Here is a 21027-nt window from a genome sequence, read left to right on the forward strand (position 1 = left end):
GCCTCACGGCCGGGTGGGGCGCGTCTGGAAGATCCCGCCCCGGACTTCCCGTGGTTGAGCCGCGCGGCAGGTCAGAGCGTCGCGGATGATCGCGCGTACTGACGGGATGTCAACGATCTCGCGACATCGCTCGGTTGACCGGGAACCCCCAGGAGGGCCGGGACGTTTTGATGACAGCTTGACGCAATTGATTAAGGTACGACTTACCGACGGCCCGGAGCGGTGCGCGGGCGGACTCCCCGTTCACCGGGGCGAGGCGGAGGCAGTGTGGGAGCGGTACACGGGCAGGGGACACACGCCGGGCCGGAAGCGGCCTGGCTGCGCCCCCTGGAGGCACGGCCGGACGCCACCTCCCGGCTGATCCTCCTCCCGCACGCGGGTGGCTCCGCCGGATTCTTCCGGGACTGGCCGAAGGCACTGCCTCCCGACATCGAGGCGTGGGCCGTCCAGTACCCGGGCCGTGAGCGCCGGATCAAGGAGCCCCCGGCCCGGAGCCTCGACGAGCTCGCCCGGGGCGCGGCGGACGCGATCGCCCCGCTGCTGGACCGGCCGACGGCCGTGCTGGGACACAGCATGGGGGCGACGATCGGCTACGAGGTGCTGCGGCTGCTCCTCGCGGACCCGGGGCACGCCCGTGCGCTCGTGCACTTCTTCGCCTCCGCCCGGCAGGCTCCCCACCATCCCCGGGACCGGCAGGTGCATCTCCTGCCCGAGGAGGAGTTCCTTGAGGTGCTGCGCCGACACGGCGGGGTCAACGCGGAGGTGCTCGCGGAGCCGGATCTGAGGGATCTGTTCCTGCCGATCGTCCGCGCGGACTACCGCCTCGCGGAGACCCATGTACCGACACCGGTGTCCCCGCCACTGCCGCTGGACCTCACCGTTCTCACCGGCACGGCGGATCTGGCCGTCGAACCGGCGGCGGCGGCCCGCTGGGCGGACGTGACCGCCGGGTCGTTCCACCACGAGGTGCTCCCCGGGGACCACTTCTTCCCGGCCGCGCAGCTCCCCGCGGTGGCGTCCGTGGTGACCCGGCGACTACGGGTGTCGGCGGCGCGGCCGGGCTGAGCGGGTCGCCTTCGCTTGCGCTTTTGAGGTTCCCCATGTGCTGGGCGTACTTCGTTCCTGTGCCGTCGCTCATCGGGTTCTGCGCAGTTCCCCGCGGGTCGCCTTCGCTTGCGCTTCCCAGGTCCGTCCGGCTGGTCGTACTTCGTTCCTGTGCCGTCGCTCGGTGGTTTCGCGCAGTTCCCCGCGCCCCTTTGGGGCGCATCCGGTCGGTTCTTCGGGTCGGTGCCGGTCGGGATTCTCCGTCCTCGCTCCAACGCGCTCGGTACGACGTCCCCCTTACCCGACTGAAGAGCATCGGAGTCTGCGGGCAGAGATTCCCGCCCACCCCCTCCCGCAGCAGCGCGACTGCGAGAGGAGGATGGCGAAGAACAACAGCAAGAGGCTGAGGCGCCCCCAAAGGGGCGCGGGGAACTGCGCACCCCCGGACGACCTGTACAGGAACAAGTACGCCCAGCACAGGAAACCTCAAAAGCGCGAGCGAAGGCGACCCGCGGGGAACTGCGCACCCACGAACTACCTGTACAGGAACAAGTGTGGTCGGCCGCTCAGCCGGTGGTGACCCCGTCGGTCGCCGCGCCGACCAGCACCGCGTCCAGCAGCCCGGGATAGCGCGCGTCCAGGTCCACCCGCCGCAGCGTCAGCAGATTCTCCCGTCCGGCAGGCTCCTGCCGGATGACCCCGCTGTCCCGCAGCACCCGCCAGTGATGCGTCATCGTCGACTTCGCGGTGATGCCGAGAACCCTCAGCACGCTGCCGCAGTTGTGCTCACCCCCCGCGTCGAGCACCCGCACCGCCGAGAGCCGCACAGGGTGGCCGAGCGCCGACAGGACACCTTCGATCCTGATCTGGTCACGGTCCGGATGGCGGTAGGTCATGGTCCCAGCGTACCCGGACAGTCGTACCGTCTCGCGGGCACCGGTGGCCGCACCCGCCGGTACAGCCGGAACCCGGCGACGGCGACCAGCAGATACGCCGGGACGAGCAGCGCGGCGTCGGGCGACGACAGCTCCGCCGACCAGCCCGCGCCCCGGGCCTCGCCGTCGAACACGACCCGGTTCACGGTGAGGAAGACCAGATGCGCCCCGATCGCCGCCCCCAGCGGCGCTGGTCCCGGTACCGCGGTGCGCGCCACCACGAGGGCCGTCCCGAAGACGGCCAGCAGGATCAGATAGTCGGCGGTGGACTGCCCCGGCGGGGCGAGCCCGAGCGGCGGGACCTCGTCCTCACCGAGGGCCCGGCCGACCACGGCGCGAACAACCGTCGAGGCACCGGGCACCAGCAGGAACACCACCGTCGTCGCGAGGCCCGCGCACAGCCCGCGGAACCGTTCCCGCAGCGCGGCCCAGGTATAGCCGCGCAGGGTCACTTCCTCGGGCCACGCCTCCAGCAGCAGGGCGACCACGCCGTTCGTGACGAGGAATCCGGCGAGGGTCACGAGGTCGGGAGCCGACCAGCGCAGCAGCCCCGCCGCGGTGGCCGTCCCCATGACGAGTGCCGCCGCGGCGGCCGTCACCCCCGACCCGGCGAGGAAGGCCCGGAACATCGCGCGCGGTCCCCCGGTCCCCAGCAGCCGCGCGGGGAGTCGCGCACGACGGGCGGCGAGCAGCACGAGTGGGGTGGCGATGGCGCTGACCAGCGCCGCGGACACCAGCCGGGCCGGCACTCCGTCGAGGCCCGCCGCCTTGGTGAGCACCGAGCCGACGGCGGTACCTGCTCCCAGCGCGGTCGCCATGACGAGGCCGCCGAGCAGTGCCCGGCCGAGGGACCTGCTCCGTGAAGGGAAGGCCCTTGGTTCACACCGCGCTGTCATGTCTCCCTCGGGGCTGGGGTCGGGACTCGGGGTGGCGCCGAGCGGGCGGCGCCAGGACGACCACTCTTCCTTTCCGTCGTACGTGCCGCGTCGTCCTCACCGGGGAGATCGCTCTGCATCGTTCGATGCAGCGGCCATCGCAGCCGCTTGCCTTCAGTACGACTGTACGTGAATATACGAACAGTCATCCATGGCACGCACCCGTTGAAGGAGCACCCCCGCATGTCTCCCAACCCGACCCGGCCACGCCCCGGCTGGACGCTCGCGTTACTGGCCCTGGCCCAGCTGATGTACGCCCTCGATCTGAACATCGTCTTCGTCGCGCTCCCCGAGATCGGCTCGGCTCTGGGATTCCCTGGCCAGACCCAGCAGTTGGTGGTCAGCGCGTACGTCGTCTTCGCGGGCGGCTTCCTGCTGCTCGGTGGGCGGGCGGCGGATCTGCTGGGCCGCCGCCGGGTGTTCGTCGTCGCCCTGGCCCTGTACGCCGTGTCCTCGCTGGCGGGCGGTCTCGCGCGGAGCCCGGAGTTGATCGTCGCGGCCCGTGCGGTGCAGGGGATCGGCGGCGCGCTGCTGCTGCCCGCGACACTCGCGCTGATCAACACCCTCTTCACGGAGGGTCCGGCGCGCAACCGGGCCCTCGCCGTCTGGGGCGGCGCGGGCGCCAGTGGGCTGACCATCGGCGCGCTGCTCGGCGGAGTGCTCACCGAGCAGTTCGGCTGGCCCGCCGTCTTCTACGTCAATGTCCCCCTCGCCGTGGTGATCGCGGTGGCCACCCTGTTCGTGATCCCCCGTGACCCCGAGCGCGGCGAGCGCCGCGCGTTCGACCTGCCGGGGGCGCTCGGTGTCACCGCCGGTGCCACCCTGCTGGTGTTCGCGCTGGTCCAGGGCCCCGAACTGGGCTGGGGCAGCCCGGCGGTGCTCGGCGCGTCCGGGCTGGCCGTGGTCGCGCTGGTGTTCTTCGCCGTCGTCGAGACGCGCAGTGCCGATCCACTGCTGCCGTTCCGGCTGTTCCGCAACCGGAGCCTCACCGCCGCGGTGGCGATCACGTTCCTGTACATGGCGACGTTCGGTGTGCTCCCGTACTTCCTCACCGTCCTGATGCAGACCGTGCACGGCTACACCGCGCTGGGGACCGGACTCGCCTTCCTGATCCCCTCGGTCGCCATCGCCGTCGGCACCCAGCTCGGGGAACGCGCGGTGGGCCGCGTGGGGGTGCGCACGACACTGGTGACCGGGTTCGCCGTCGGCGCCGTCGGGACGGCCGTCCTCGCCCTCGGCTTCGACAAGGACGCCGGATACGGTCTGCTGGTGCCCGGTCTGATCGTCTCCGGCCTCGGCCAGGGCATCGTCTGGACGGCGATGTGGATCACCGCGGCCACCGGCACCGCGCCGGAGGAACAGGGTGTCGCCAACGGAGCCGCCTCCACCGGGCTCAACATCGGCAACGCCATCGGACTCGCGGTGTTCACGGCGCTCGCCGACCGGGGTACGGACGGCAAGAGCGGTGAGGCCCTGCGCGCGGCCACCGCCGACGGGGAGTTCCTGGTCGTGCTGCTCACCGCGGCGGGAATGGCGGGCGGTCTGCTCATCGCGCTGACCCTGCGGCGGCCGCAACTCAGCGCGTCCGCCGGTACGGAGCCGGGTGCCCCGCCCGCCGACACCGAGCCGGAGAGCCCGCCCGCCGTCACGGTGCGCTGACCCCGGGGCGGGTGTCCGATGTCCCCGACGGCCGTCCGGCCCAGGGCACCCGCCGCCACCAGGCATTTCGTCCCGGGCATCGGGCATCCCGGTCAGGGAGGGCGCCCGCCGCGCCCCGTCGGCCGCCCGGGACAGCCCTTAAGGGAGCCGGTCCCCGTAGTCGCCCTGGCGGTTGACCCGGCCGGAGGGCCCCGCTGGATACCGTGACGGAACCGTGCACGGGACCCTGTCAGCAGAACGATTCATCGGAGAACACAGTGAGATCAGTGACGTCCCGGGCCGAGGCCGGGGAATCCGGCAGACCCGCCCGCCCCGCCCCGCGCCGCACCCGGCGCGCCGTCCTCACCGCGGTGGGCACCGTCCTCGCGCTGGCCGGTTCCCTGGGCACGGCCGCGGCCGTGCCCACCGCACCGGACACCCGGGCGGCGCGGAACGCCGCGCCGGCCGACGGTGTGTGGCGCATGGACGGCTACGGGCTGTTCGTCACGGTCAGCGGTGGGGTGCTGCGCACCTGGGACACCACGGCCCTCAGCTGCCTGCCCGGTCTGACGGCGACCCGGCAAGGTGCGCCCGGCCCCGGCGGGGAGGTCCGGTTCGGTTCACCGGAGGCCGTCCTCATCGTGCGGCAACGGGGCACCGACCGTGCGACCCTGGCCGTCGACGGCGGGGTGGGCACCCGTGACATGCGCCGTGTCCCCGCGCTGCCCGAACTGTGCGGGCGGGCCCCCGCGACCGGGCCGCTGGCGAACTTCGACGTCTTCTGGCAGACGTTCGAGGAGAACTACGCCTTCTTCGCCGCCCGGGGCGTGGACTGGGACGCGGTCCGCGCGAAGTACCGGCCGAAGGTCACCGCCCGGACGACGCCCGCCGAACTCTTCGACATCCTGGCGGAGATGACCGCGCCGCTCCAGGACGGGCATGTCGCCCTGGAGGCGGACACCCCGGAGCTCACCCGGTCCGCGCGGGTGGGGCGTGAGGGGACGGTCGCGCCCAGCCCGGAGTACGACGAGCGGGTCCGCGAGTTCATCGAGCGCCGGGACTTCGGCGGGGTGCCGCTTGAGAGCCATGCGAACGGCGCGATCGGTTACGGCGAACTGCCCGGCGGGATCGGCTACCTGCGGATCAACCGCTTCACCTGGTACACCCCGGACGCCCCCGTCTACCAGACGGACGCCGCCGAGCTGACCAAGGTGCTGGACCGGATCGTCACCCGGGCCCGTACCTCCGGTCCCGGCGCGTGGCGGGGTCTGATCGTGGACATCCGGGTCAACGCCGGCGGCATGGACCAACTGGGTCTGTCGATCGCGTCCCGGCTCACGGACCGTTCGTACCAGGCGTACGCCAAGCAGGCGCGCAACGATCCGCGTGACGACACCCGGTTCACCCGGCGGCAGACGATCGGTGTGGTGCCCGCCGCGGGTGTGCCCCGCTACACCGGACCCATCGCGCTGCTGACCGGTGGCTCGACGGTCAGCGCCGGGGAGACGTTCACCCAGGCACTGTCGGAGCGCCCGTCGACCGTCAGGATCGGGGCGAACACGCAGGGCATCTTCTCGGACGTGCTGGGCCGTACGCTGCCCAACGGCTGGAAGTTCAGCCTCTCCAACGAGAGGTACACCAACCCGCGCGGCCGGTCCTTCGAGGGTCCGGGCATCGCCCCGCATGTGCGGACGCCGGTGTTCACCGAGAAGGAGTTCGCCGCGGGCCGTGACTCGGCCTTCGACCGCGCCAAGGCACTGCTGAACGCCCGCTCCTGACCGGCAGCCGCCCCCGCCGGACGCCCTGACGGGCCCGGCGGGGGCGGATCGCTGAGATCATCCGTGCATGAACATGCGCGTGGAAGCCCGGATGGTCGCCGTCCCCGGGGGCCGGGTGACCCTGTCCGACCGCCGGACCCGGCGCAGCTGGCCGGTGGACCTCGCGCCCTTCCGGCTGGCCGCGACGCCCGTGACCCAGGAGTGGTACGCGGAGGTCACCGGCGGCCGGCCGGGAACCGCCCGGGGCGACCGGCTGCCCGTCGAGGGCGTCTCCTGGTGGGACGCGGTCCGGTTCTGCGACGCCCTGTCCGTGGGCGAGGGGCTGACGCCGGTGTACGGGGCGCACGACGACGTCACGGCCGTGGAGCCGGACCCCGCGGCCGACGGATACCGGCTGCCGACCGAGGCCGAGTGGGAGCACGCCTGCCGCGCCGGTACCACCGGGGCCCGCTACGGCTCGCTGGACGAGATCGCCTGGCACCGGGGCAACTCCGGTGAGCGGCTCCATGAGGTGGGCGGTCGGCTGCCGAACGCGTGGGGCCTGTACGACATGCTCGGCAATGTGTGGGAGTGGTGCTGGGACGTCTACGACGCCGAGGTCTACGGCTCGTACCGTGTACTGCGCGGCGGCGGCTGGTTCGACGAGCGCTGGAGCTGCCGGGCCTCGGTACGGCGCCGCAGCCATCCGACGTTCCGGATCGACGACGTGGGGTTCCGCGTGGCCCGGTCCGCTCCCCGCTGAACTCCGCGCAACGCCACTGTGTACGGCCCCCGTTCCCGCTCCGGCGGCGGTCGTCCGGCGCCTGGAGTCCGTCGGCCTCGTGTGTCAGTGGCAGCCCTTACCCTTCGGCAATGCGGAGAGAGCTGGCGCACAAGAGTCGCGCCCGGTCCCGGGCGGACGTGCCGGGTCGGGCCGCGGGGCGTTCTTGTCGGCACCCCCTCGGCAGAGCCCGTTCATGCGTTCTCACACACGTACACGCAAGCGTAAGGCGAGAGGGAATGGCGACGCTTGAGGAGATCAAGGCACTACTGGGAGAACCCCGCTTCCTTTGGTCCGATCCCGAGCCCTGGAACCTGCTGGAACAGGAACTCGGGATCACCTTCCCCGCCGACTTCCGGGCCATCACCGACGCTTATGGCCCGGTACTCATCAACGACAAGTTGCGCCTGGACCACCCTGGCCATCCGTTCAGGAACCTGGGCAGGAGCATCAAGGAGGAGATCGAGTACTGGCTTGAGGCAGAAGAGACGGGGATCCTCCCCGGCAGGGCCGGAACCGGCCCCGGAGAGCTGCTGCCGATCGCGACAGGGGCGACAGCGGAGTACATCTTCCTGCGAGTACCGCCCGAGCCGTCAGCGCCTTGGGCCATAGGCATCCAGGAGTTGGATTCCTTCGAGTTCGAGCTCTACCCGATGACGTTCAGCGACTGGCTGCTGGCCTATCTCAAGGGCGAGGACGTCCTGGTGGGTGCCACCCCTCCGGCCCGCCTGTTCTATGAGCCTCTGACCTGAAAGCTGTACCGGAAGGGCACATATCACGATATCGGCGCGGAGCGAGGTGCTTGGGTTGCACCTTCCGTAGCGGCATGTGGTCCGGTGGACCTGCGTCCCGACCCCTTGAGGAGAGGTCCCTGCTCATGCGTTCGTCCTTCATGCCACCCCGCCAGGTCAAGATCGGTGACGCGGCGGCCTTCGTCGGCAGCACGCCACGGGCGATTCGCCATTACCACGAGATCGGCCTGCTCCCCGAGCCCGCGCGGGGTGGCGACGACCGTCGCCGCTACGAGTACGAGGACATGATCCGCCTGCTGTGGATTCGCAAGATGGCCGACGCCGGGATCGCCCTGGACGATATCCGTGACGCCTTTACCGGCGGTACGGATTCCGCCGGTGCGGACAGCGGAGAAGATTTCGCGGGAACCCTGGAGCGGTTGGAGGAAACCCTCGCCGAGCAGGAGGCGAAATTGCGGCGGCAGCGGACCGCCGTGCAGCGGATGCGCACCGAAGGCAGCCGGATGGGTCTGCTCTCCGACTTCGTCACCGAACGGCTCAAGCACCTGCCCGAGGGCTCCCTGCGTCAGGCGGACCTGGACATTCTGCTGGTCACCGAGCGGATCTTCGGTCCGCTCGGTGCGGCCGTCCAGGCCGGCCGCTTCATCGCCCTGGCCACGCATCCCGCTCTGCGGGAGTATTCCGACCGCGTCGATGCCGCCGAGGAGGCACTGGACGACAGCGTCGCCGTCGATGATCCACGGGTGGCCCAGGTGGCCGTCGAGCGGCACGCCTTCGAAAGCGCACTCCACGCCGTCATCGAGGAGTCCGGCCTGGGTGAGGACGACGATGCCCTCTTCGACGCCTGGGACGTGTTGCACCCCGAGGACGGCGAGGACGAGGCCGATCTCGGCTCCGGCAGGCGGGAGGCCGGTTCCATGAGCGCGTTCGAAGCCGTCGGCAAGATGCCCTACGACCTCTCCCCGGCCCGGGTGCGCTGCATGGAACTGGCCGAAGAACTGTCCGCCCAGGACCCACCCGCTGCCTGGAGCAAGGCCGCGGGCCTGTCGGTATCTCCGGCTCCGCACAGCTGATCATCGGAGCCGGAGCCATCTCCGTGTCCACAGCCGCGCCGGAGCCGGATGGATGCGACGGTGCCGGCGTACGGACGATCCGCCGTACAGGACCCGGCTAGCGTCGTGCGCCGAGCGCGGGGAGCACCGTTTCCGCCACCCGGTACGCCTCCTCCAGCAGGGGGTTGCCCGACAGGATGAACGTATCGACGCCGAGCGACCCGTACTCCGCGAGCCGTTCCACGACCTGTGCGGTGGAGCCGACGACCGCGGTACCGGGGCCCGGCCGGAACAGGCTCATGCCCGGCCAGATGTTGCGGTGCTCCTCCAGGTCACGGGCGCGGGCCGGGACCCGGCCGCCGTGCCGGAACTGGCGCTGCCAGCCCACGCCGTCCTCGGTCGCCTTCACCCCGAGCTGCCGGGCGTAGGTGGCCTCGCTGGTGACCTCAAGGAGGCGGTCGGCGGCCGCCCATGCCTCGTCCTCGGTGTCCCGGACGATCAGATGGACCCGCAGTCCGATCCGCAGGACGCGCCCGTGGGCGGCGGCCCTCTCGCGCACCCGGTCCAGCTTCTCCTTCAGCAGATGCGGCGGCTCGGCCCAGGTCAGATAGACGTCCACGTGCTCGGCCGCCATCTCGACACCGGCCGGGGACGAGCCGCCGAACCACAGCGGGATGTGCGGTTCCTGGACGGGGGTGAGTTCACGCAGCGACGCGCCCGCGTCCCGCAGGTCGTAGTAGCGGCCCCGGTGGTCGAACACCTCGCCCGCGGTCAGCCGTTTCACGATCGACCAGTACTCGGCGCTCAGCGCGTAGCGCTCGTCGTGCTCGACATGGAGTCCGTACTCCCGCAGGGACGCGGTGGAGCCGTTGACGACGTTGAACCGCAGCCGTCCGCCGAAGAGGTTGTCGAACGTGAGCGCCATCTTGGCCAGCAGGGTGGGGGCGATCAGTCCGGGGTGGACTGCCAGCAGCGGCTTGAAGCCGGGGCCGGTCGACGCGGCGAGCGCGCTGCCCAGCGGCCAGACGTCGTGCAGGTCGGTGGCCAGCAGCGCGCCGCTGTACCCGAGCCGTTCCACCGACCCCGCGAGCTGCTGGAGATAGCGCAGGTCCACGGGGCGGCGGCCCTCGGGTTCCCACGGGTAGGGCCCTTCGCGGGGGATGACGTACCAGAGGAACTCGGAGGTCATCGGCCGGCCGCCGTACGCGCCACGGCGTGCGCGGTGGTGACCGGGCGGGGCAGGAAGCCCGCGCCGTGCAGGATGTCGGCGGCCTCCTGCTGCTCGGCGAGGAACACCTCGGTGACGGGTTCGATGTGCCAGGGCAGGGCGCGCAGGGCGGTCTCCCAGTCACCGGTGTCGCCACCGAGGCCGTCGGCGGCGATCAGGGCGGCCTCGCGGGGGTGCGCGGCGGCCCAGTCGTCGGCCTGCTGGAGGGCGGTGACCAGGGCGGCGACGACCTCGGGGCGCCGCTCGGCGAAGTCGCGGCGGGCGAAGAACACGGAGCGGTCCGTGATGACGTCGCCGGAGCGCAGCAGGACGCGGGCCGATCCGGTGCGCAGGGCGGCGGCGAGGTCGGCGCCCTGGGTGATCCAGCCGGTGATGGTGCCGTCGGCGAGGAGCCGTGCGCTGTCCGGCCCGGCGGGGGCGGGGGTGAGGTCGGTGGCGTAGGAGAGTCCGGCCGTGTGGAGTGCCTTGGCGAGCAGATGGGTCTGCCAGGAGCCGATGCCGAGGTGGACGGTGCCGCCCTTGAGTCCCGTGATGTCGTGGACCGGTCCGTCCGCGGCGACGAGCAGCGCGCCGTGGTCGGGGCGGGGCGCGGAGACGGCGGTGTAGACGATGTCGTGCCCGTCGGCCTGGGCGCTGAGGGGTGGGGTGGAGCCGGTGCCGCCGAAGTCGAACACCCCCTCGCTGAGCAGGGTGCCGGTAGTGACGCCGTTGGTGTAGTGGTGGAAGGCGACGGTCTCGCCGAGGGGTTCGAGGGCCCGCTGCGCGTGGTCGAGCCGGGAGAGGTAGGTCAGGGTCGGGTTGTTGGCGTGGACGCCGATGGTGACGGTCATGACAGGGTCGCTCCGGTGGGTTCGTGGGCTTCGGGTACGCGGGCTTCACGGTCAGGTTCATGAGCGTGCGGTGGTGACGGCGGCTTCGCGCGGACGTCGGGTCCGGCGTCCGGCTCGGCGTCCGGCTCGTGCTCGGCGTCCGGCTCGTGCTCGGTGTCGGGCTCGGTGGGTGTGAGGACGTGCCGCTCGGGTTGCTGGTGGACTCCGAGGTCGCCGAGGAGTCGTCGGCGCAGGGCCGCGAAGGCGGGGTGCGCGGGGTCGCGGGGGTGGGCGATGCCGACCGTCTCGTCGGTGACGAGATGTCCGTCGCGCAGCACCGCGACCCGGTCGGCGAGGCGGACGGCCTCGTCGACGTCATGGGTGACCAGCAGTACGGCGGGCCGGTGGCGGCGGCAGAGCTCCCCCACGAGGTCCTGCATCTTCAACCGGGTCAGCGCGTCGAGCGCGGCGAACGGTTCGTCGAGCAGCAGGAGTTCGGGGCGGCGTACCAGTGCCCGGGCGAGGGCGACCCGCTGGGCCTCGCCGCCGGACAGGGTGCCGGGCCAGGCGTCGGCGTGCGAGGCGAGGCCCACCTCGCGCAGGGCCCGCAGTCCGGTCTCGCGGGTCGCGGCGCCGCGCGGCATGGCGACGACGGTGTTGGCGAGGACCTTCTTGGAGGGGACGAGCCGGGGTTCCTGGAAGACGATGGTGCGGACCCCGGGCACCAGGACCGTGCCGCCGTCGGTGCGGTCGAGTGCGCCGAGGATGCGCAGCAGGGTGGTCTTGCCGCTGCCGCTGGCGCCGAGCAGGGCGACGAACTCCCCGCGGGCGATGGTCAGATCGAGTCCGTCGAGGACAGCGCGACCGGCGAACACCCGCCGCAGGCCCCGTACATGGACGGCGGTGTCGTTCATCGGACCGCCCCCAGGGTGCGCCAGGGCATCAGCAGCCGCTCCAGCAGCCGGACGATGCCGTCGGCGGTGAGTCCGAGCAGGGCGTAGACGAGGATGCAGACCGCGAGGACGTCGGTGCGGGCGTACGCCTGGGCCTGCGACATCAGATAGCCGATGCCCGCGGTGGCGTTGATCTCCTCGGCGGCGACCAGCGCGATCACGCTGAGGGTCATGGACAGCCGCAGTCCCGACAGCAGTGAGGGCAGCGCGCTGGGCAGGACGACCTCACGGACGAGGGCGAGCCGTCCCATGCCGAAGGAACGCATCGCCTCCAGGAGCTTGCGGTCGGTGCCGCGTACGCCGCCCGCGGTGCTGACGTACATGGGGAACGTCGTCGCGAAGGCGATCAGCAGGATCTTGGCGGTCTCGGTGATCCCGAACCAGACCATGAACAGCGGGACGAGGGCGAGGAAGGGGATGGTGCGCATCGCCTGGAGGGAGGAGTCGAGGAGTTCGTCGCCGGACCGGCTGAAGCCGGTGGTGACCCCGAGGACGACGCCCGCGACGAGTCCCAGCAGCAGTCCGGTCCCGGAGCGGGTGAGTGAGGCGGCGAGGGCGTCGGGCAGTTCGCCGTTGCCCCACAGCTCCCCCACCGCGCGGACGACGGCGGGGGGTCCGGCGAGGATGTCGGGGGTGAGCAGTCCGGTGGCGGAGGCGGTCCACCAGGCACCGATCAGCAGCAGCGGGCCGAGGGCGCGCACGGTGAGGGAGACGGCCCGGGGCCGGTCGCGGGGCAGGTAGGGGCGGGGGGTGACGAGGTTCCCGGGCGGCCGGGTCGCGGTGCTCATCCCAGGGCCTCGATGTCGAGGATGTGGGGCTTGATGTCGACGGGCTTCGTGAGGACCTTCTGGTCGAGGTAGAAGCGGGCGACGGACTCGAAGCGCGCGATGTCGTCGGCGGTGATCGGTTCGACGGTGCCGCCCTCGCGCAGGATACGGAGCTGGAGTTCCCTGGCGGCGCCGGTGACGGCGGTCGGACCGCGGTCGGTGAAGACGTTGACGTACTTCTCCGGGTCGGCCCGCTGGGCGGCGCTGCCGGTGCGGAGGTAGTCGTACAGGGCCTTGACGACCTTCGGATGCCGCTCGGCGAAGCCGGTGCGCACGGCGTGGAAGCTGTAGTTGTCGGAGCCGACGGCGGCCCCGTCGGCGACGAAGCGGGAGTCGCCGCTGCCGAGTTCCGCGACGGAGTAGGCGGCCCAGGAGGCCCAGGCGTCCACCTGGCCGGTCTTGTAGACGGAGGCCGTCTGGTCGGGGCGCAGATAGACGCGTTCCACGTCATCTGCCGGTACGCCGTGCCGGGCGAGCGCCTTGAGGAGCAGGTACTCGCCGGTGCCGCCCTGGTTGACGGCGACCTTGCGTCCGGCGAGGTCCTTGACGGTGCTGATCCCGGAGTCCTCGCGGACCAGGATGCCCTCCCCCGCGCCGTCCGGTTCGATGGCGCTGAAGAGTTTGAACCCGGGCTTCTGGGTGAGGGCGGTGACCCCGGAGGTGATCGACCCGGTGGCGATGTCCAGCTGTCCGGCGTTGAGCGCCTGAGCGGCGGGGGCGAACGGCCCGCTGCTGCCGGTCCATTCGACACGGGCACCGGCGGCGTCGAGGGCCTTCGCGAGGCTGCCGTCCTTCTTCCCGAGGGCGAGGACACCCGAGTTCTTCGGGTCGGGGATGCGGACGACGACGGTGCCCTTGTCCCCCGCGCTGCCCTCCGCGGCCCCGCCGCAGGCGGTGACGGCGAACAGGGCGGCGGTGACGGCGAGGGCGGCGGCCGTGCGCACGGCCCGGCGGGTCAGGGTCGTCGGGGCGGTCAGCTGGTGAGCCATGGATGGTCCTCGGTGGTGGCGGGGCGGCGGACCCGGTCGGTCGCGCCGCGGAGCGGTTCGGGGACGGCCCAGTCCCGTACGTCGACGGGTGCGGCGAGGAAGCCGTGGCCGCGCAGGGCGTGTTCCTGCCGGGCGAGCAGGTCGAGGCGTTCGTCGGAGAGGTCGATGCGCAGATCGCGATGGCCGCGGGCCCGGTAGGCACCGGCGACGCCGGTGGCGCCCGCGCCGGTCTCCCGGCTCAGTACCCGGGCGAGGTCGTCCGGGTGGCCGGCCGCCCAGTCGGCGGCCCGGACGAGGACGGCGAGGTAGCGGGCGACCAGGTCCGGCCGCTCGTCCAGCAGGCTCTCGCGGACGGTGATCGGGCGGGGGGTGCCGTTGTTGACCCTGGTGCGCCGGTCGGGGTGGTCGTCGAGTTCGACGGCGATCCGCGCGCCGTACCGGGCGGCGGCCTCGACTGCGGTGGCGCCCTTCGCGTAGACGGCGTCGACGGTCCCGGCGCGCAGGGCGGCGAGTTCGGCGGACCACTGTGCGGCGTGGGCGTCGGCGGGTACGTCGACGGGGACGGTGTCCGCGAGGGTGAGCCCGGCGGTGGACAGCGCGCCCTCGAAGCCGCGCAGGGCCATGGCCCGCCAGAAGTCGATGGGCAGCGGATGCCGGGGGACGGCGAGCCGGCTGCCCTTGAGGTCCGCCGCCTCATGGATGCCGGAGTCGGCCGCGACAAGGACGACCTGGCGTTCCTCGATCCAGGTGAGGCCGATCAGCCGGGTGGGTTCGCCACGTGAACGGGCCCACAGGGCCGGGACGTTGCCGCCCTCGCGGAAGAGTCCTTCGAGCGCGTGGGTGTAGTGGTGGTCGCGGGCGGTGGCGGCGGGCGCGTCCTGGAGGGAGCGGACGGAGATCCCGTCGGGGGTGAACTCGTCGGCCAGCCAGCCGAGATCGGCGGCGATGCCGGTCGCGGTGGGCACGGGGCATCGGGTGAACCACAGGGTGGCGGGCGGCGTGGATCGCGTCATGGGCCCTTCTTGGCCAGGGGTGCGGATGGTGACCGCGGCACGGAACAGCGCGGCACAGGACGGTGGACGGGCGTACGCCGAAGCGCGCCGGGGCGTACGGAAGGTGGTGCGGGAGGTGCGGCGGACGCGGTGGGATGCGGGACGACCGGTGCGGGGCGGTGGGTGCACGGGTCCGGCGCCGACCGGGACAGGGCGGGTGCCGACCGGGGTCCGGTCGGAGCAGGCAGGACGCCGGTCGGGTGCCGCTCAGGTCCCGACAGGGCGTGCCGGAGCGGCACGTGTCAGTGGGACGTGGCCCGGCCGTACGCGAGCCCCCGCGCGCGGGACTTCACACGGTGGAGCGGGCGGGGCGGGTGCGGCGCGGGGCCGGTGTCCGGGTCAGCGACAGCCGGAGCTGGCGACCCGGACCAGGTCTATGTGGCGGCGGCTGCTGAGAGCAGGCGTCACCGAGGGCACCAGGGCGGTGAAGGTCCGGCGGACGGTCACGGCGGCGCTCCTCTCGACGGGTCGGCGGGGTCGGTGCGCCGACTCTGCCACGGCGCTTGCCCCACGGACAAGTCGCTTCCCACATCGTGGGACACCTGGTCCATGAACGGGCCGACGCGAAGCCCCACCGCTCCCCCGCATCTCCATCAAGTAGCAGGGGAAGGCAAGTTGACCGGACCTACGGCCACGGGGGAAGCTGCCACATCATGGGAAGCTCTTCCGATGACGCCTCGACTCCCCCACGCCCGGCGCGAGGCCCCGGGGCCGCACCGCCGTCGGCGACCGGCCGTCCGGCCGTACCCGCCGCCCCCTCGGGATCGCAGGCCGTGAGCCGGGCGCTCGGCGTGCTGCACTGTTTCCGCGACAGCGGCTCCCCGTTGAGCGCCTCGGACATCGCACGCCGCACCTCGCTGTCCGTCTCGACCGCCCACCGGCTGGCCCGGACCCTTGTCGCGGCCGGGTTCCTCGAACAGGACGCGCACACCGCCCGCTACCGGCTGGGCCCGGCCGTCACCGAACTCGGTCAGCTCTCGTACCACCAGCGCGGGCTGCATCTCACCGCGCCCGAACTCGCCGACCTCGCGACACGTACCGGGGCCACCGCCGATCTGGCCCTGCGGGACGGTGTCCACGCGCTGATCCTCGTCGGCGGTTCGGTACGCCACGACACCGGTGCCGGACTGCGCAGACCGCTGCACTCCACCGCGCTCGGCAAGGTCCTGCTCGCCTGGCCGGGCGACGATCCGGACCCCGTCGGCACGCTCCCCGGGCTGGCCGCCTTCACGGACCGCACCATCGTCGACGCGGACGCGCTTCGCGCCGAACTCGACCGGGTGCGCGAGCGGGGCCACGCCGTCAACGACGGCGAGTCCGCGACCGGTGTCCGCACCCTCGCCGTCCCGGTGTTCGACCACACCGAACGTGCTCGGTTCGCCCTGGCGTTGCGCGCGACCCCGGCCGTGCTCACCGACGACCGGCTGGCCTGGTTCACCGACCAGGCCCGGGCCTGTGCCGCCGCGCTGGAGGTACTGCTGCTGCCCCCGGCCGAACGCCGCACCACGATCCGGCCGTGACGTACCCGTTTGCTGACAGCAGGGTGGGGATCGTACGGAAGGGCCGTGGGGGCACCTCCCGCAGTCAGGATCGTGTGCGGACGGGCTTCCTGGCAGGTGCCGTGGGACGCCGCGGCCGACCCGCGCGCGTTGCCGGACACGCCCGCGAACGACGACGACGCGTCCCGCTCCCGGCCACCTGTCCTCGCCGTCGCCGGGAGCGGGACGCCACGATGATCGCCGAGCGTCTCGCCGAGAAGTTGAACGGACGGCGCAACGCTGGTTAGGCTCACCTGAGTTGCCTCCGACCGGGGCAGATCCGACGGAGGGGGCGGGATGGCGCGAGCGCGATGCCGCCGCGGACACGCGGCGCGGGTCCGGGTGTGAACGTACGGAAGGAAGCCGCGTCCGACGGCGGCGGCATACCGAGCGGCGGGCCACGGACCACGCCACGGGCCGCCGGTGAGGTCACCGTTCCGGCGCGGACGGCCGTTCGCCGCCGGGCCGCGGCGGTCCGCTGGTACGGGCTCGTCCTCGCGGCGCTGGCCCTCGCCCTGGTGTGTGCCCTCAGCCTCGCGGTCGGCGCGCGGAGCATCCCGCTCTCCACCGTGTGGGAGGTCCTCGCCCAGGGCCGTGGCGGCGAGGAGGCGTTCGTCGTACGCCGGTTGCGGGTGCCGCGTACCGTGATCGGGCTGCTGGCCGGTGCCGCGCTGGGGCTCGCCGGAGCGCTGATGCAGGGACTGACCCGCAATCCGCTGGCCGATCCGGGCCTGCTCGGGGTGAACAACGGGGCATCGGCCGCCGTGGTCGTCGCGATCGCGTTCCTCGGCGTCGGCTCGCCCCTCGGCTACGTCTGGTTCGCCTTCCTGGGGGCGGCCCTCGCGTACGCGGTGGTGTACCTGCTCGGCTCGTCGGGCCGCTCGGCCGGCCCGGACCGGATGGTCCTCGCCGGAGCGGCGATCAACGCCACACTGATCGCGTTCGTCTCCGCCGTGGTCCTCCACGACATCCGCGCCTTCGACGCGTTCCGGTTCTGGGCGGTGGGATCGCTCGCCGGACGGGACATGGAAGTGGTGCGGCAGGTGGGCCCGCTGATCCTCGCCGGTGTGGTGACCGCGCTGTGCCTGGCCCGTCCGCTCAACGCGCTGGCGCTCGGCGAGGAGACCGGCCGCGCGCTCGGCGCGCACACCGAACGGACCCGGCTGGCGGGCGCGGTGGCGGTCGCCCTCCTGTGCGGGGGCGCCACCGCGGCGGCCGGGCCGATCGCGTTCATCGGGCTGGCGGTCCCCCATCTCGTACGGATGGTGACCGGCCCCGACCAGCGCTGGGTGATGGCCTACTCCCTTCTGCTCGCGCCCGTGCTGCTCCTCGGCGCCGATGTCGTCGGCAGGTTTCTCGCCGCACCGGGTGAGCTGGAGACGGGTATCGTCACCGCGTTCCTGGGCGCGCCACTGTTCATCGCGCTCAGCCGCCGGCGCCGGATCGCGGCGCTGTGAGCGCCGTACGGGGCCGGTCCGGTGTCCGGCCGGTGACGGGGAGGGTGCTGCGGACCCGTTCGGGGTCGCTGTCCCTGCGGCTGCACGCGCGTTCGCTGGCCGTCGGGACGCTGCTGGCGCTGGTGACCTGTGTGCTCGGGCTGTTCTGTCTGACCACCGGCAGCTACTCGGCGTCGTCCCGCGACGTGGTCGCGACCCTGTTCGGCGGCGGCCCCGCGGGCCTCGGGTTCATCGTCAACGAACTGCGCCTGCCCCGGCTGCTGGTGGCCATGATGGTGGGGACGGCGCTGGGGCTCGGCGGGGCGATGTTCCAGAGCATCTCGCGCAACCCGCTGGGCAGCCCCGACGTGGTCGGCTTCACGACCGGGTCGGCGACGGGCGCCCTGGTGGTGATCCTGCTGCTCGGCGGTGGTCTGCGCGGTGTCGCCGCGGGCTCGGTCGTCGGCGGGCTGCTGACCGCGGGGCTGGTCTACGGGCTGGCGTTCCGCCGGGGTGTGCAGGGCTTCCGGCTCATCCTGACCGGGATCGGCACCACCGCGATGCTGGCCGCGTTCAACTCGTATCTGCTGACCCGCGCGACCCTCAACGACGCGCAGACCGCGCAGCTCTGGCTGACCGGCAGTCTGAACGGCCGCCGCTGGGACCATGTGGTGCCGCTGGCGCTGGCGTTGCTGCTGCTGGTGCCCGTCGCGCTGTCGCTCGGCCGCCGGATGTCCCTGCTGGAGATGGGGGACGACACCGCGCGGGCGCGTGGGGTGCCCGCCGAACCGACCCGGCTGGCGCTGCTGGTGACCAGTGTCGCGCTGACGGCGGTCGCGACCGCCGCCGCCGGGCCGATCGCCTTCGTGGCGCTCGCCGCCCCGCAGCTCGCCCGCAGGCTGACCGGGTCGCCGGGGGCCGGACTGGTGCCCGCCGCGCTGATGGGCGCGCTGCTGCTGACCGCCGCCGATCTGGCCACCCAGCGGGCGCTGGCCCCGACGCAGCTCCCGGTGGGTATCGGCACCGCGGCCCTGGGCGGGCTGTACCTGGCCTGGCTGCTGGGCCGGGAATGGCGGCGCCGATGACACGCGCCGCTCGACCAGGACCGGACCGGGCGCCAGGTCCGGCTGCGCCGGGGAACCACGGAGAGGGAACGACATGAGCGACTCCGCGCGCGGTGTCCGGCTGCGCGGCGAGGGGCTCACCCTCGCCTACGACGAGCGGGTGGTGACCGACGCACTGGACATCGCCGTGCCCGACGGCTCCTTCACGGTGATCGTGGGCCCCAACGGATGCGGCAAGTCCACACTGCTGAAGGCCCTGTCCCGGATGATCAAGCCACGGGCCGGGACGGTCCTGCTGGATTCCGCGCCGATCGGCTCGTACTCGACGAAGGAGGCCGCGCGGCTGCTCGGGCTGCTGCCCCAGACGTCCACGGCGCCCGGGGGCATCACCGTCGGCGATCTGGTCGCCCGGGGCCGGTTCCCGCATCAGCGGCTGCTGCGGCAGTGGTCACCCGCCGACGAGGAGGCGGTGGTGGAGGCGATGGAGATGACCCATGTCCTGGACCTTGCCGACCGGTTCGTCGAGGAGCTCTCCGGCGGGCAGCGCCAGCGGGTCTGGCTCGCGATGGTGCTCGCCCAGCAGACCGGCATCCTGCTGCTCGACGAGCCGACCACGTTCCTCGACCTGGCGCACCAGGTGGAGGTCCTCGACCTCTGCTGGGACCTGCACCACCGGCGGGGGCACACCCTGGTCCTCGTGCTGCACGACCTCAACCAGGCGTTCCGGTACGCTACGCATCTGATCGTGATGAAGGACGGCCGGATCGAGGCCCAGGGCGATCCGATGGAGATCGTCACCCCGGAACTGGTACGGGACGTCTTCGGACTCGACTGCCGGATCATCCCCGACCCGGAGGTCGGCACCCCGTTGGTGGTCCCCGCGGCCCGCCCCGACGACCCGCGCCGTATCACCGCGCGAACGCTCCACGCCAAGCCGGTACGCCGGGGCGACTGAGCCCCGCGATCCGCAAGCGCCGCCCCGCAGGCACGGGGCGGCGCGGAACCACCGAGCATCCGCACCCACGGGACAACGCCCGCCCGAGGCCACCCGGTGCGTCCCCGCACGAACGAGTACGCCCACGGTGCCGACTCCAGGGACCGCGAGGAGCCCCGCGTCCGAGGGGATGCGGCTCGGACAACCCTCAGCCGAGCGCCTCGCGCAGCAGCGGCTCCAGCCCCTTCACCGCGTACGGGATGCTGAGGACGGAGGCGCTGGAGAGGGCCAGGCCGACGGACGGGTCGGCGGGGAAGACCAGCCGCCCTTCGCGGGCCGCCTTCATCTCGGCGACCTGCGGGTACTGCTTCAGTGTGGCCGCCAGCGGGAGTTGCTGCTGGCTGAGCAGGATCACCACGTCGGCGTCCGCGTCGCCGGTGTTCTCTGCGGACAGTTCGACGAAGTACTTGTCGTCGCCCAGCTCCGTCACGTAAGGGGACGGCTTCAGGCCCAGTGCGGTGACGATCTGCATCCGGGTGTCGCCCGTGGTGTAGACGCCGGCCTTGCCGCCGAAGGCGAGGAGGATGGAGACGGTCTTCCCGGCGAAGCCGGGGTTGCGGTCGGCGGCGGCCTTGAGCAGCGACTCGGTGCCCGCCACCAGTTCGTCGCCCTTCGCCTCGCGTCCCACCGCGCGGGCGATGAGCCTGGTGGACTCACGCCACGGGACACTGTTCGCCGCGGCGCCGCCGGGCAGGCCCACGGTGGGGGCGATGTCGGTGAGGGTGCGGTACTCCGTCTCGTCGCCGCCCGACTGGACGTTGACGATCAGATCGGGGTCGAGGGAGGCCACCTGCTCGAAGTCGAAGGGCGGCTTGAGGAAGGACGGGGTCCGCCCGCCGAGTGAGGGCTCCGCCCAGCTGCCCACGCCGCGCTTCATCGTGGGGATGAACTGCCACAGGCCGACCGGGACGACACCGAGCGCGAGGAGCACGTCGTGGTCGGTGCGCCCGAGGGAGAGCACCCGCTCGGGCCGCTCCGTGATCCGCACCTCGCCGAACTTGTCCTCGACGGTGAGGGGGAACGCGCTGCCGCCGGAGCGGGACGGCCCGGCCGGGGCGGGCTCGTCGTCGCCGCATCCGGCGAGGACGAGCGACGACCCGAGCGCGGCACCCGCGGAGAGCAGCTGGCGGCGGCGCAACGGTATCCGGTGCGGCGGCCGTTCGCGGTCGATCGTGGTGGTCATGGTGTGCCCCGTCCGTCGGTGGTGGAGTGACCGGACGGCGCGGCGCCCGGCAGCGGCCCG

The 21027-nt window shown here is 72.6% G+C and carries 20 protein-coding genes; 10 read left to right on the top strand and 10 right to left on the bottom strand.

The window, feature by feature from the left end:
* Window positions 1-267 precede the first annotated feature (267 nt).
* Window positions 268-1065, top strand: a complete 798-nt coding sequence (locus tag AB852_RS16705; protein ID WP_073788871.1) for a thioesterase II family protein — start codon at window positions 268-270, stop codon at window positions 1063-1065.
* A gap of 545 nt (window positions 1066-1610) precedes the next feature.
* Here AB852_RS16705 and AB852_RS16710 read toward each other — a convergent pair.
* Both AB852_RS16710 and AB852_RS16715 read right to left on the bottom strand, forming a co-directional pair.
* On the bottom strand, window positions 1611-1940 hold the full coding sequence (locus AB852_RS16710) for an ArsR/SmtB family transcription factor (protein WP_073788874.1): 330 nt from the start codon (window positions 1938-1940) through the stop codon (window positions 1611-1613).
* Entirely contained in the window at window positions 1937-2875 is a 939-nt protein-coding gene (locus AB852_RS16715) for a hypothetical protein (RefSeq protein WP_143201244.1), read from the bottom strand. The genes AB852_RS16710 and AB852_RS16715 overlap by 4 nt, the downstream gene beginning before the upstream one ends.
* A gap of 222 nt (window positions 2876-3097) precedes the next feature.
* Between AB852_RS16715 and AB852_RS16720 the strand changes: the two genes are divergently transcribed.
* The 5 genes from AB852_RS16720 (at window position 3098) to AB852_RS16740 (ending at window position 8915) form a co-directional block, all read left to right on the top strand.
* Complete coding sequence (locus AB852_RS16720; protein WP_073788878.1) at window positions 3098-4573, top strand: MFS transporter; 1476 nt, start codon at window positions 3098-3100, stop codon at window positions 4571-4573.
* 266 nt (window positions 4574-4839) lie between these two features.
* Complete coding sequence (locus tag AB852_RS16725) at window positions 4840-6330, top strand: S41 family peptidase (protein WP_245876802.1); 1491 nt, start codon at window positions 4840-4842, stop codon at window positions 6328-6330.
* Between the two features lie 67 nt (window positions 6331-6397).
* Window positions 6398-7072: a formylglycine-generating enzyme family protein gene (locus AB852_RS16730; protein WP_073788880.1), complete on the top strand. Its 675-nt coding sequence runs from the start codon at window positions 6398-6400 to the stop codon at window positions 7070-7072.
* A gap of 257 nt (window positions 7073-7329) precedes the next feature.
* The gene (locus tag AB852_RS16735) at window positions 7330-7842 is read left to right on the top strand and encodes an SMI1/KNR4 family protein (protein ID WP_073788882.1); all 513 of its coding nucleotides are present in this window, start codon (window positions 7330-7332) and stop codon (window positions 7840-7842) included.
* A gap of 125 nt (window positions 7843-7967) precedes the next feature.
* Window positions 7968-8915: a MerR family transcriptional regulator gene (locus tag AB852_RS16740; RefSeq protein ID WP_073788884.1), complete on the top strand. Its 948-nt coding sequence runs from the start codon at window positions 7968-7970 to the stop codon at window positions 8913-8915.
* Window positions 8916-9012: 97 nt separating this feature from the next.
* On the opposite strand, the gene AB852_RS16745 is transcribed toward AB852_RS16740, so the two are convergent.
* From AB852_RS16745 to AB852_RS41510, 7 genes are all read right to left on the bottom strand, one after another.
* The gene (locus AB852_RS16745; RefSeq protein WP_073788886.1) at window positions 9013-10083 is read right to left on the bottom strand and encodes an LLM class flavin-dependent oxidoreductase; all 1071 of its coding nucleotides are present in this window, start codon (window positions 10081-10083) and stop codon (window positions 9013-9015) included.
* Window positions 10080-10952 (bottom strand): ABC transporter substrate-binding protein, encoded by an 873-nt coding sequence (locus AB852_RS16750; protein WP_073788889.1) that lies wholly within the window; start codon window positions 10950-10952, stop codon window positions 10080-10082. The genes AB852_RS16745 and AB852_RS16750 overlap by 4 nt, the downstream gene beginning before the upstream one ends.
* Window positions 10949-11845 (bottom strand): ABC transporter ATP-binding protein, encoded by an 897-nt coding sequence (locus AB852_RS16755; protein WP_079184672.1) that lies wholly within the window; start codon window positions 11843-11845, stop codon window positions 10949-10951. The genes AB852_RS16750 and AB852_RS16755 overlap by 4 nt, the downstream gene beginning before the upstream one ends.
* Complete coding sequence (locus AB852_RS16760; RefSeq protein WP_073788891.1) at window positions 11842-12672, bottom strand: ABC transporter permease; 831 nt, start codon at window positions 12670-12672, stop codon at window positions 11842-11844. Before AB852_RS16760 ends, AB852_RS16755 begins: the two co-directional genes overlap by 4 nt.
* Window positions 12669-13700: an ABC transporter substrate-binding protein gene (locus tag AB852_RS16765; protein ID WP_073788893.1), complete on the bottom strand. Its 1032-nt coding sequence runs from the start codon at window positions 13698-13700 to the stop codon at window positions 12669-12671. The genes AB852_RS16760 and AB852_RS16765 overlap by 4 nt, the downstream gene beginning before the upstream one ends.
* Window positions 13685-14713, bottom strand: coding sequence for an ABC transporter substrate-binding protein (locus AB852_RS16770; RefSeq protein ID WP_073788895.1), 1029 nt, complete (start codon window positions 14711-14713; stop codon window positions 13685-13687). The genes AB852_RS16765 and AB852_RS16770 overlap by 16 nt, the downstream gene beginning before the upstream one ends.
* Before the next feature lie 378 nt (window positions 14714-15091).
* The gene (locus AB852_RS41510; RefSeq protein ID WP_323181455.1) at window positions 15092-15199 is read right to left on the bottom strand and encodes a putative leader peptide; all 108 of its coding nucleotides are present in this window, start codon (window positions 15197-15199) and stop codon (window positions 15092-15094) included.
* 326 nt (window positions 15200-15525) lie between these two features.
* Between AB852_RS41510 and AB852_RS16775 the strand changes: the two genes are divergently transcribed.
* The 4 genes from AB852_RS16775 (at window position 15526) to AB852_RS16790 (ending at window position 19745) form a co-directional block, all read left to right on the top strand.
* Window positions 15526-16272: an IclR family transcriptional regulator gene (locus AB852_RS16775; protein ID WP_073788897.1), complete on the top strand. Its 747-nt coding sequence runs from the start codon at window positions 15526-15528 to the stop codon at window positions 16270-16272.
* A 362-nt stretch (window positions 16273-16634) separates the two neighbouring features.
* Window positions 16635-17747, top strand: a complete 1113-nt coding sequence (locus tag AB852_RS16780; RefSeq protein WP_245876803.1) for a FecCD family ABC transporter permease — start codon at window positions 16635-16637, stop codon at window positions 17745-17747.
* Window positions 17744-18811, top strand: coding sequence for a FecCD family ABC transporter permease (locus AB852_RS16785; protein ID WP_073788899.1), 1068 nt, complete (start codon window positions 17744-17746; stop codon window positions 18809-18811). The genes AB852_RS16780 and AB852_RS16785 overlap by 4 nt, the downstream gene beginning before the upstream one ends.
* A gap of 73 nt (window positions 18812-18884) precedes the next feature.
* Window positions 18885-19745, top strand: coding sequence for an ABC transporter ATP-binding protein (locus tag AB852_RS16790; RefSeq protein WP_073788901.1), 861 nt, complete (start codon window positions 18885-18887; stop codon window positions 19743-19745).
* Between the two features lie 187 nt (window positions 19746-19932).
* On the opposite strand, the gene AB852_RS16795 is transcribed toward AB852_RS16790, so the two are convergent.
* Window positions 19933-20967, bottom strand: coding sequence for an ABC transporter substrate-binding protein (locus AB852_RS16795; RefSeq protein WP_079184675.1), 1035 nt, complete (start codon window positions 20965-20967; stop codon window positions 19933-19935).
* Window positions 20968-21027: the final 60 nt, after the last annotated feature.

Source organism: Streptomyces uncialis, assembly GCF_001905345.1.
GTDB classification, from domain to species: domain Bacteria; phylum Actinomycetota; class Actinomycetes; order Streptomycetales; family Streptomycetaceae; genus Streptomyces; species Streptomyces uncialis.

What these genes read in the sequence shown, in the direction of transcription:
- AB852_RS16710 (WP_073788874.1), bottom strand. Translation starts at nt 1,940, where the DNA reads ATGACCTACCGCCATCCGGACCGTGACCAGATCAGGATCGAAGGTGTC.
- AB852_RS16715 (WP_143201244.1), bottom strand. Translation starts at nt 2,875, where the DNA reads ATGACAGCGCGGTGTGAACCAAGGGCCTTCCCTTCACGGAGCAGGTCC.
- AB852_RS16720 (WP_073788878.1), top strand. Translation starts at nt 3,098, where the DNA reads ATGTCTCCCAACCCGACCCGGCCACGCCCCGGCTGGACGCTCGCGTTA.
- AB852_RS16730 (WP_073788880.1), top strand. Translation starts at nt 6,398, where the DNA reads ATGAACATGCGCGTGGAAGCCCGGATGGTCGCCGTCCCCGGGGGCCGG.
- AB852_RS16735 (WP_073788882.1), top strand. Translation starts at nt 7,330, where the DNA reads ATGGCGACGCTTGAGGAGATCAAGGCACTACTGGGAGAACCCCGCTTC.
- AB852_RS16740 (WP_073788884.1), top strand. Translation starts at nt 7,968, where the DNA reads ATGCGTTCGTCCTTCATGCCACCCCGCCAGGTCAAGATCGGTGACGCG.
- AB852_RS16745 (WP_073788886.1), bottom strand. Translation starts at nt 10,083, where the DNA reads ATGACCTCCGAGTTCCTCTGGTACGTCATCCCCCGCGAAGGGCCCTAC.
- AB852_RS16750 (WP_073788889.1), bottom strand. Translation starts at nt 10,952, where the DNA reads ATGACCGTCACCATCGGCGTCCACGCCAACAACCCGACCCTGACCTAC.
- AB852_RS16755 (WP_079184672.1), bottom strand. Translation starts at nt 11,845, where the DNA reads ATGAACGACACCGCCGTCCATGTACGGGGCCTGCGGCGGGTGTTCGCC.
- AB852_RS16760 (WP_073788891.1), bottom strand. Translation starts at nt 12,672, where the DNA reads ATGAGCACCGCGACCCGGCCGCCCGGGAACCTCGTCACCCCCCGCCCC.
- AB852_RS16765 (WP_073788893.1), bottom strand. Translation starts at nt 13,700, where the DNA reads ATGGCTCACCAGCTGACCGCCCCGACGACCCTGACCCGCCGGGCCGTG.
- AB852_RS16770 (WP_073788895.1), bottom strand. Translation starts at nt 14,713, where the DNA reads ATGACGCGATCCACGCCGCCCGCCACCCTGTGGTTCACCCGATGCCCC.
- AB852_RS16790 (WP_073788901.1), top strand. Translation starts at nt 18,885, where the DNA reads ATGAGCGACTCCGCGCGCGGTGTCCGGCTGCGCGGCGAGGGGCTCACC.
- AB852_RS16795 (WP_079184675.1), bottom strand. Translation starts at nt 20,967, where the DNA reads ATGACCACCACGATCGACCGCGAACGGCCGCCGCACCGGATACCGTTG.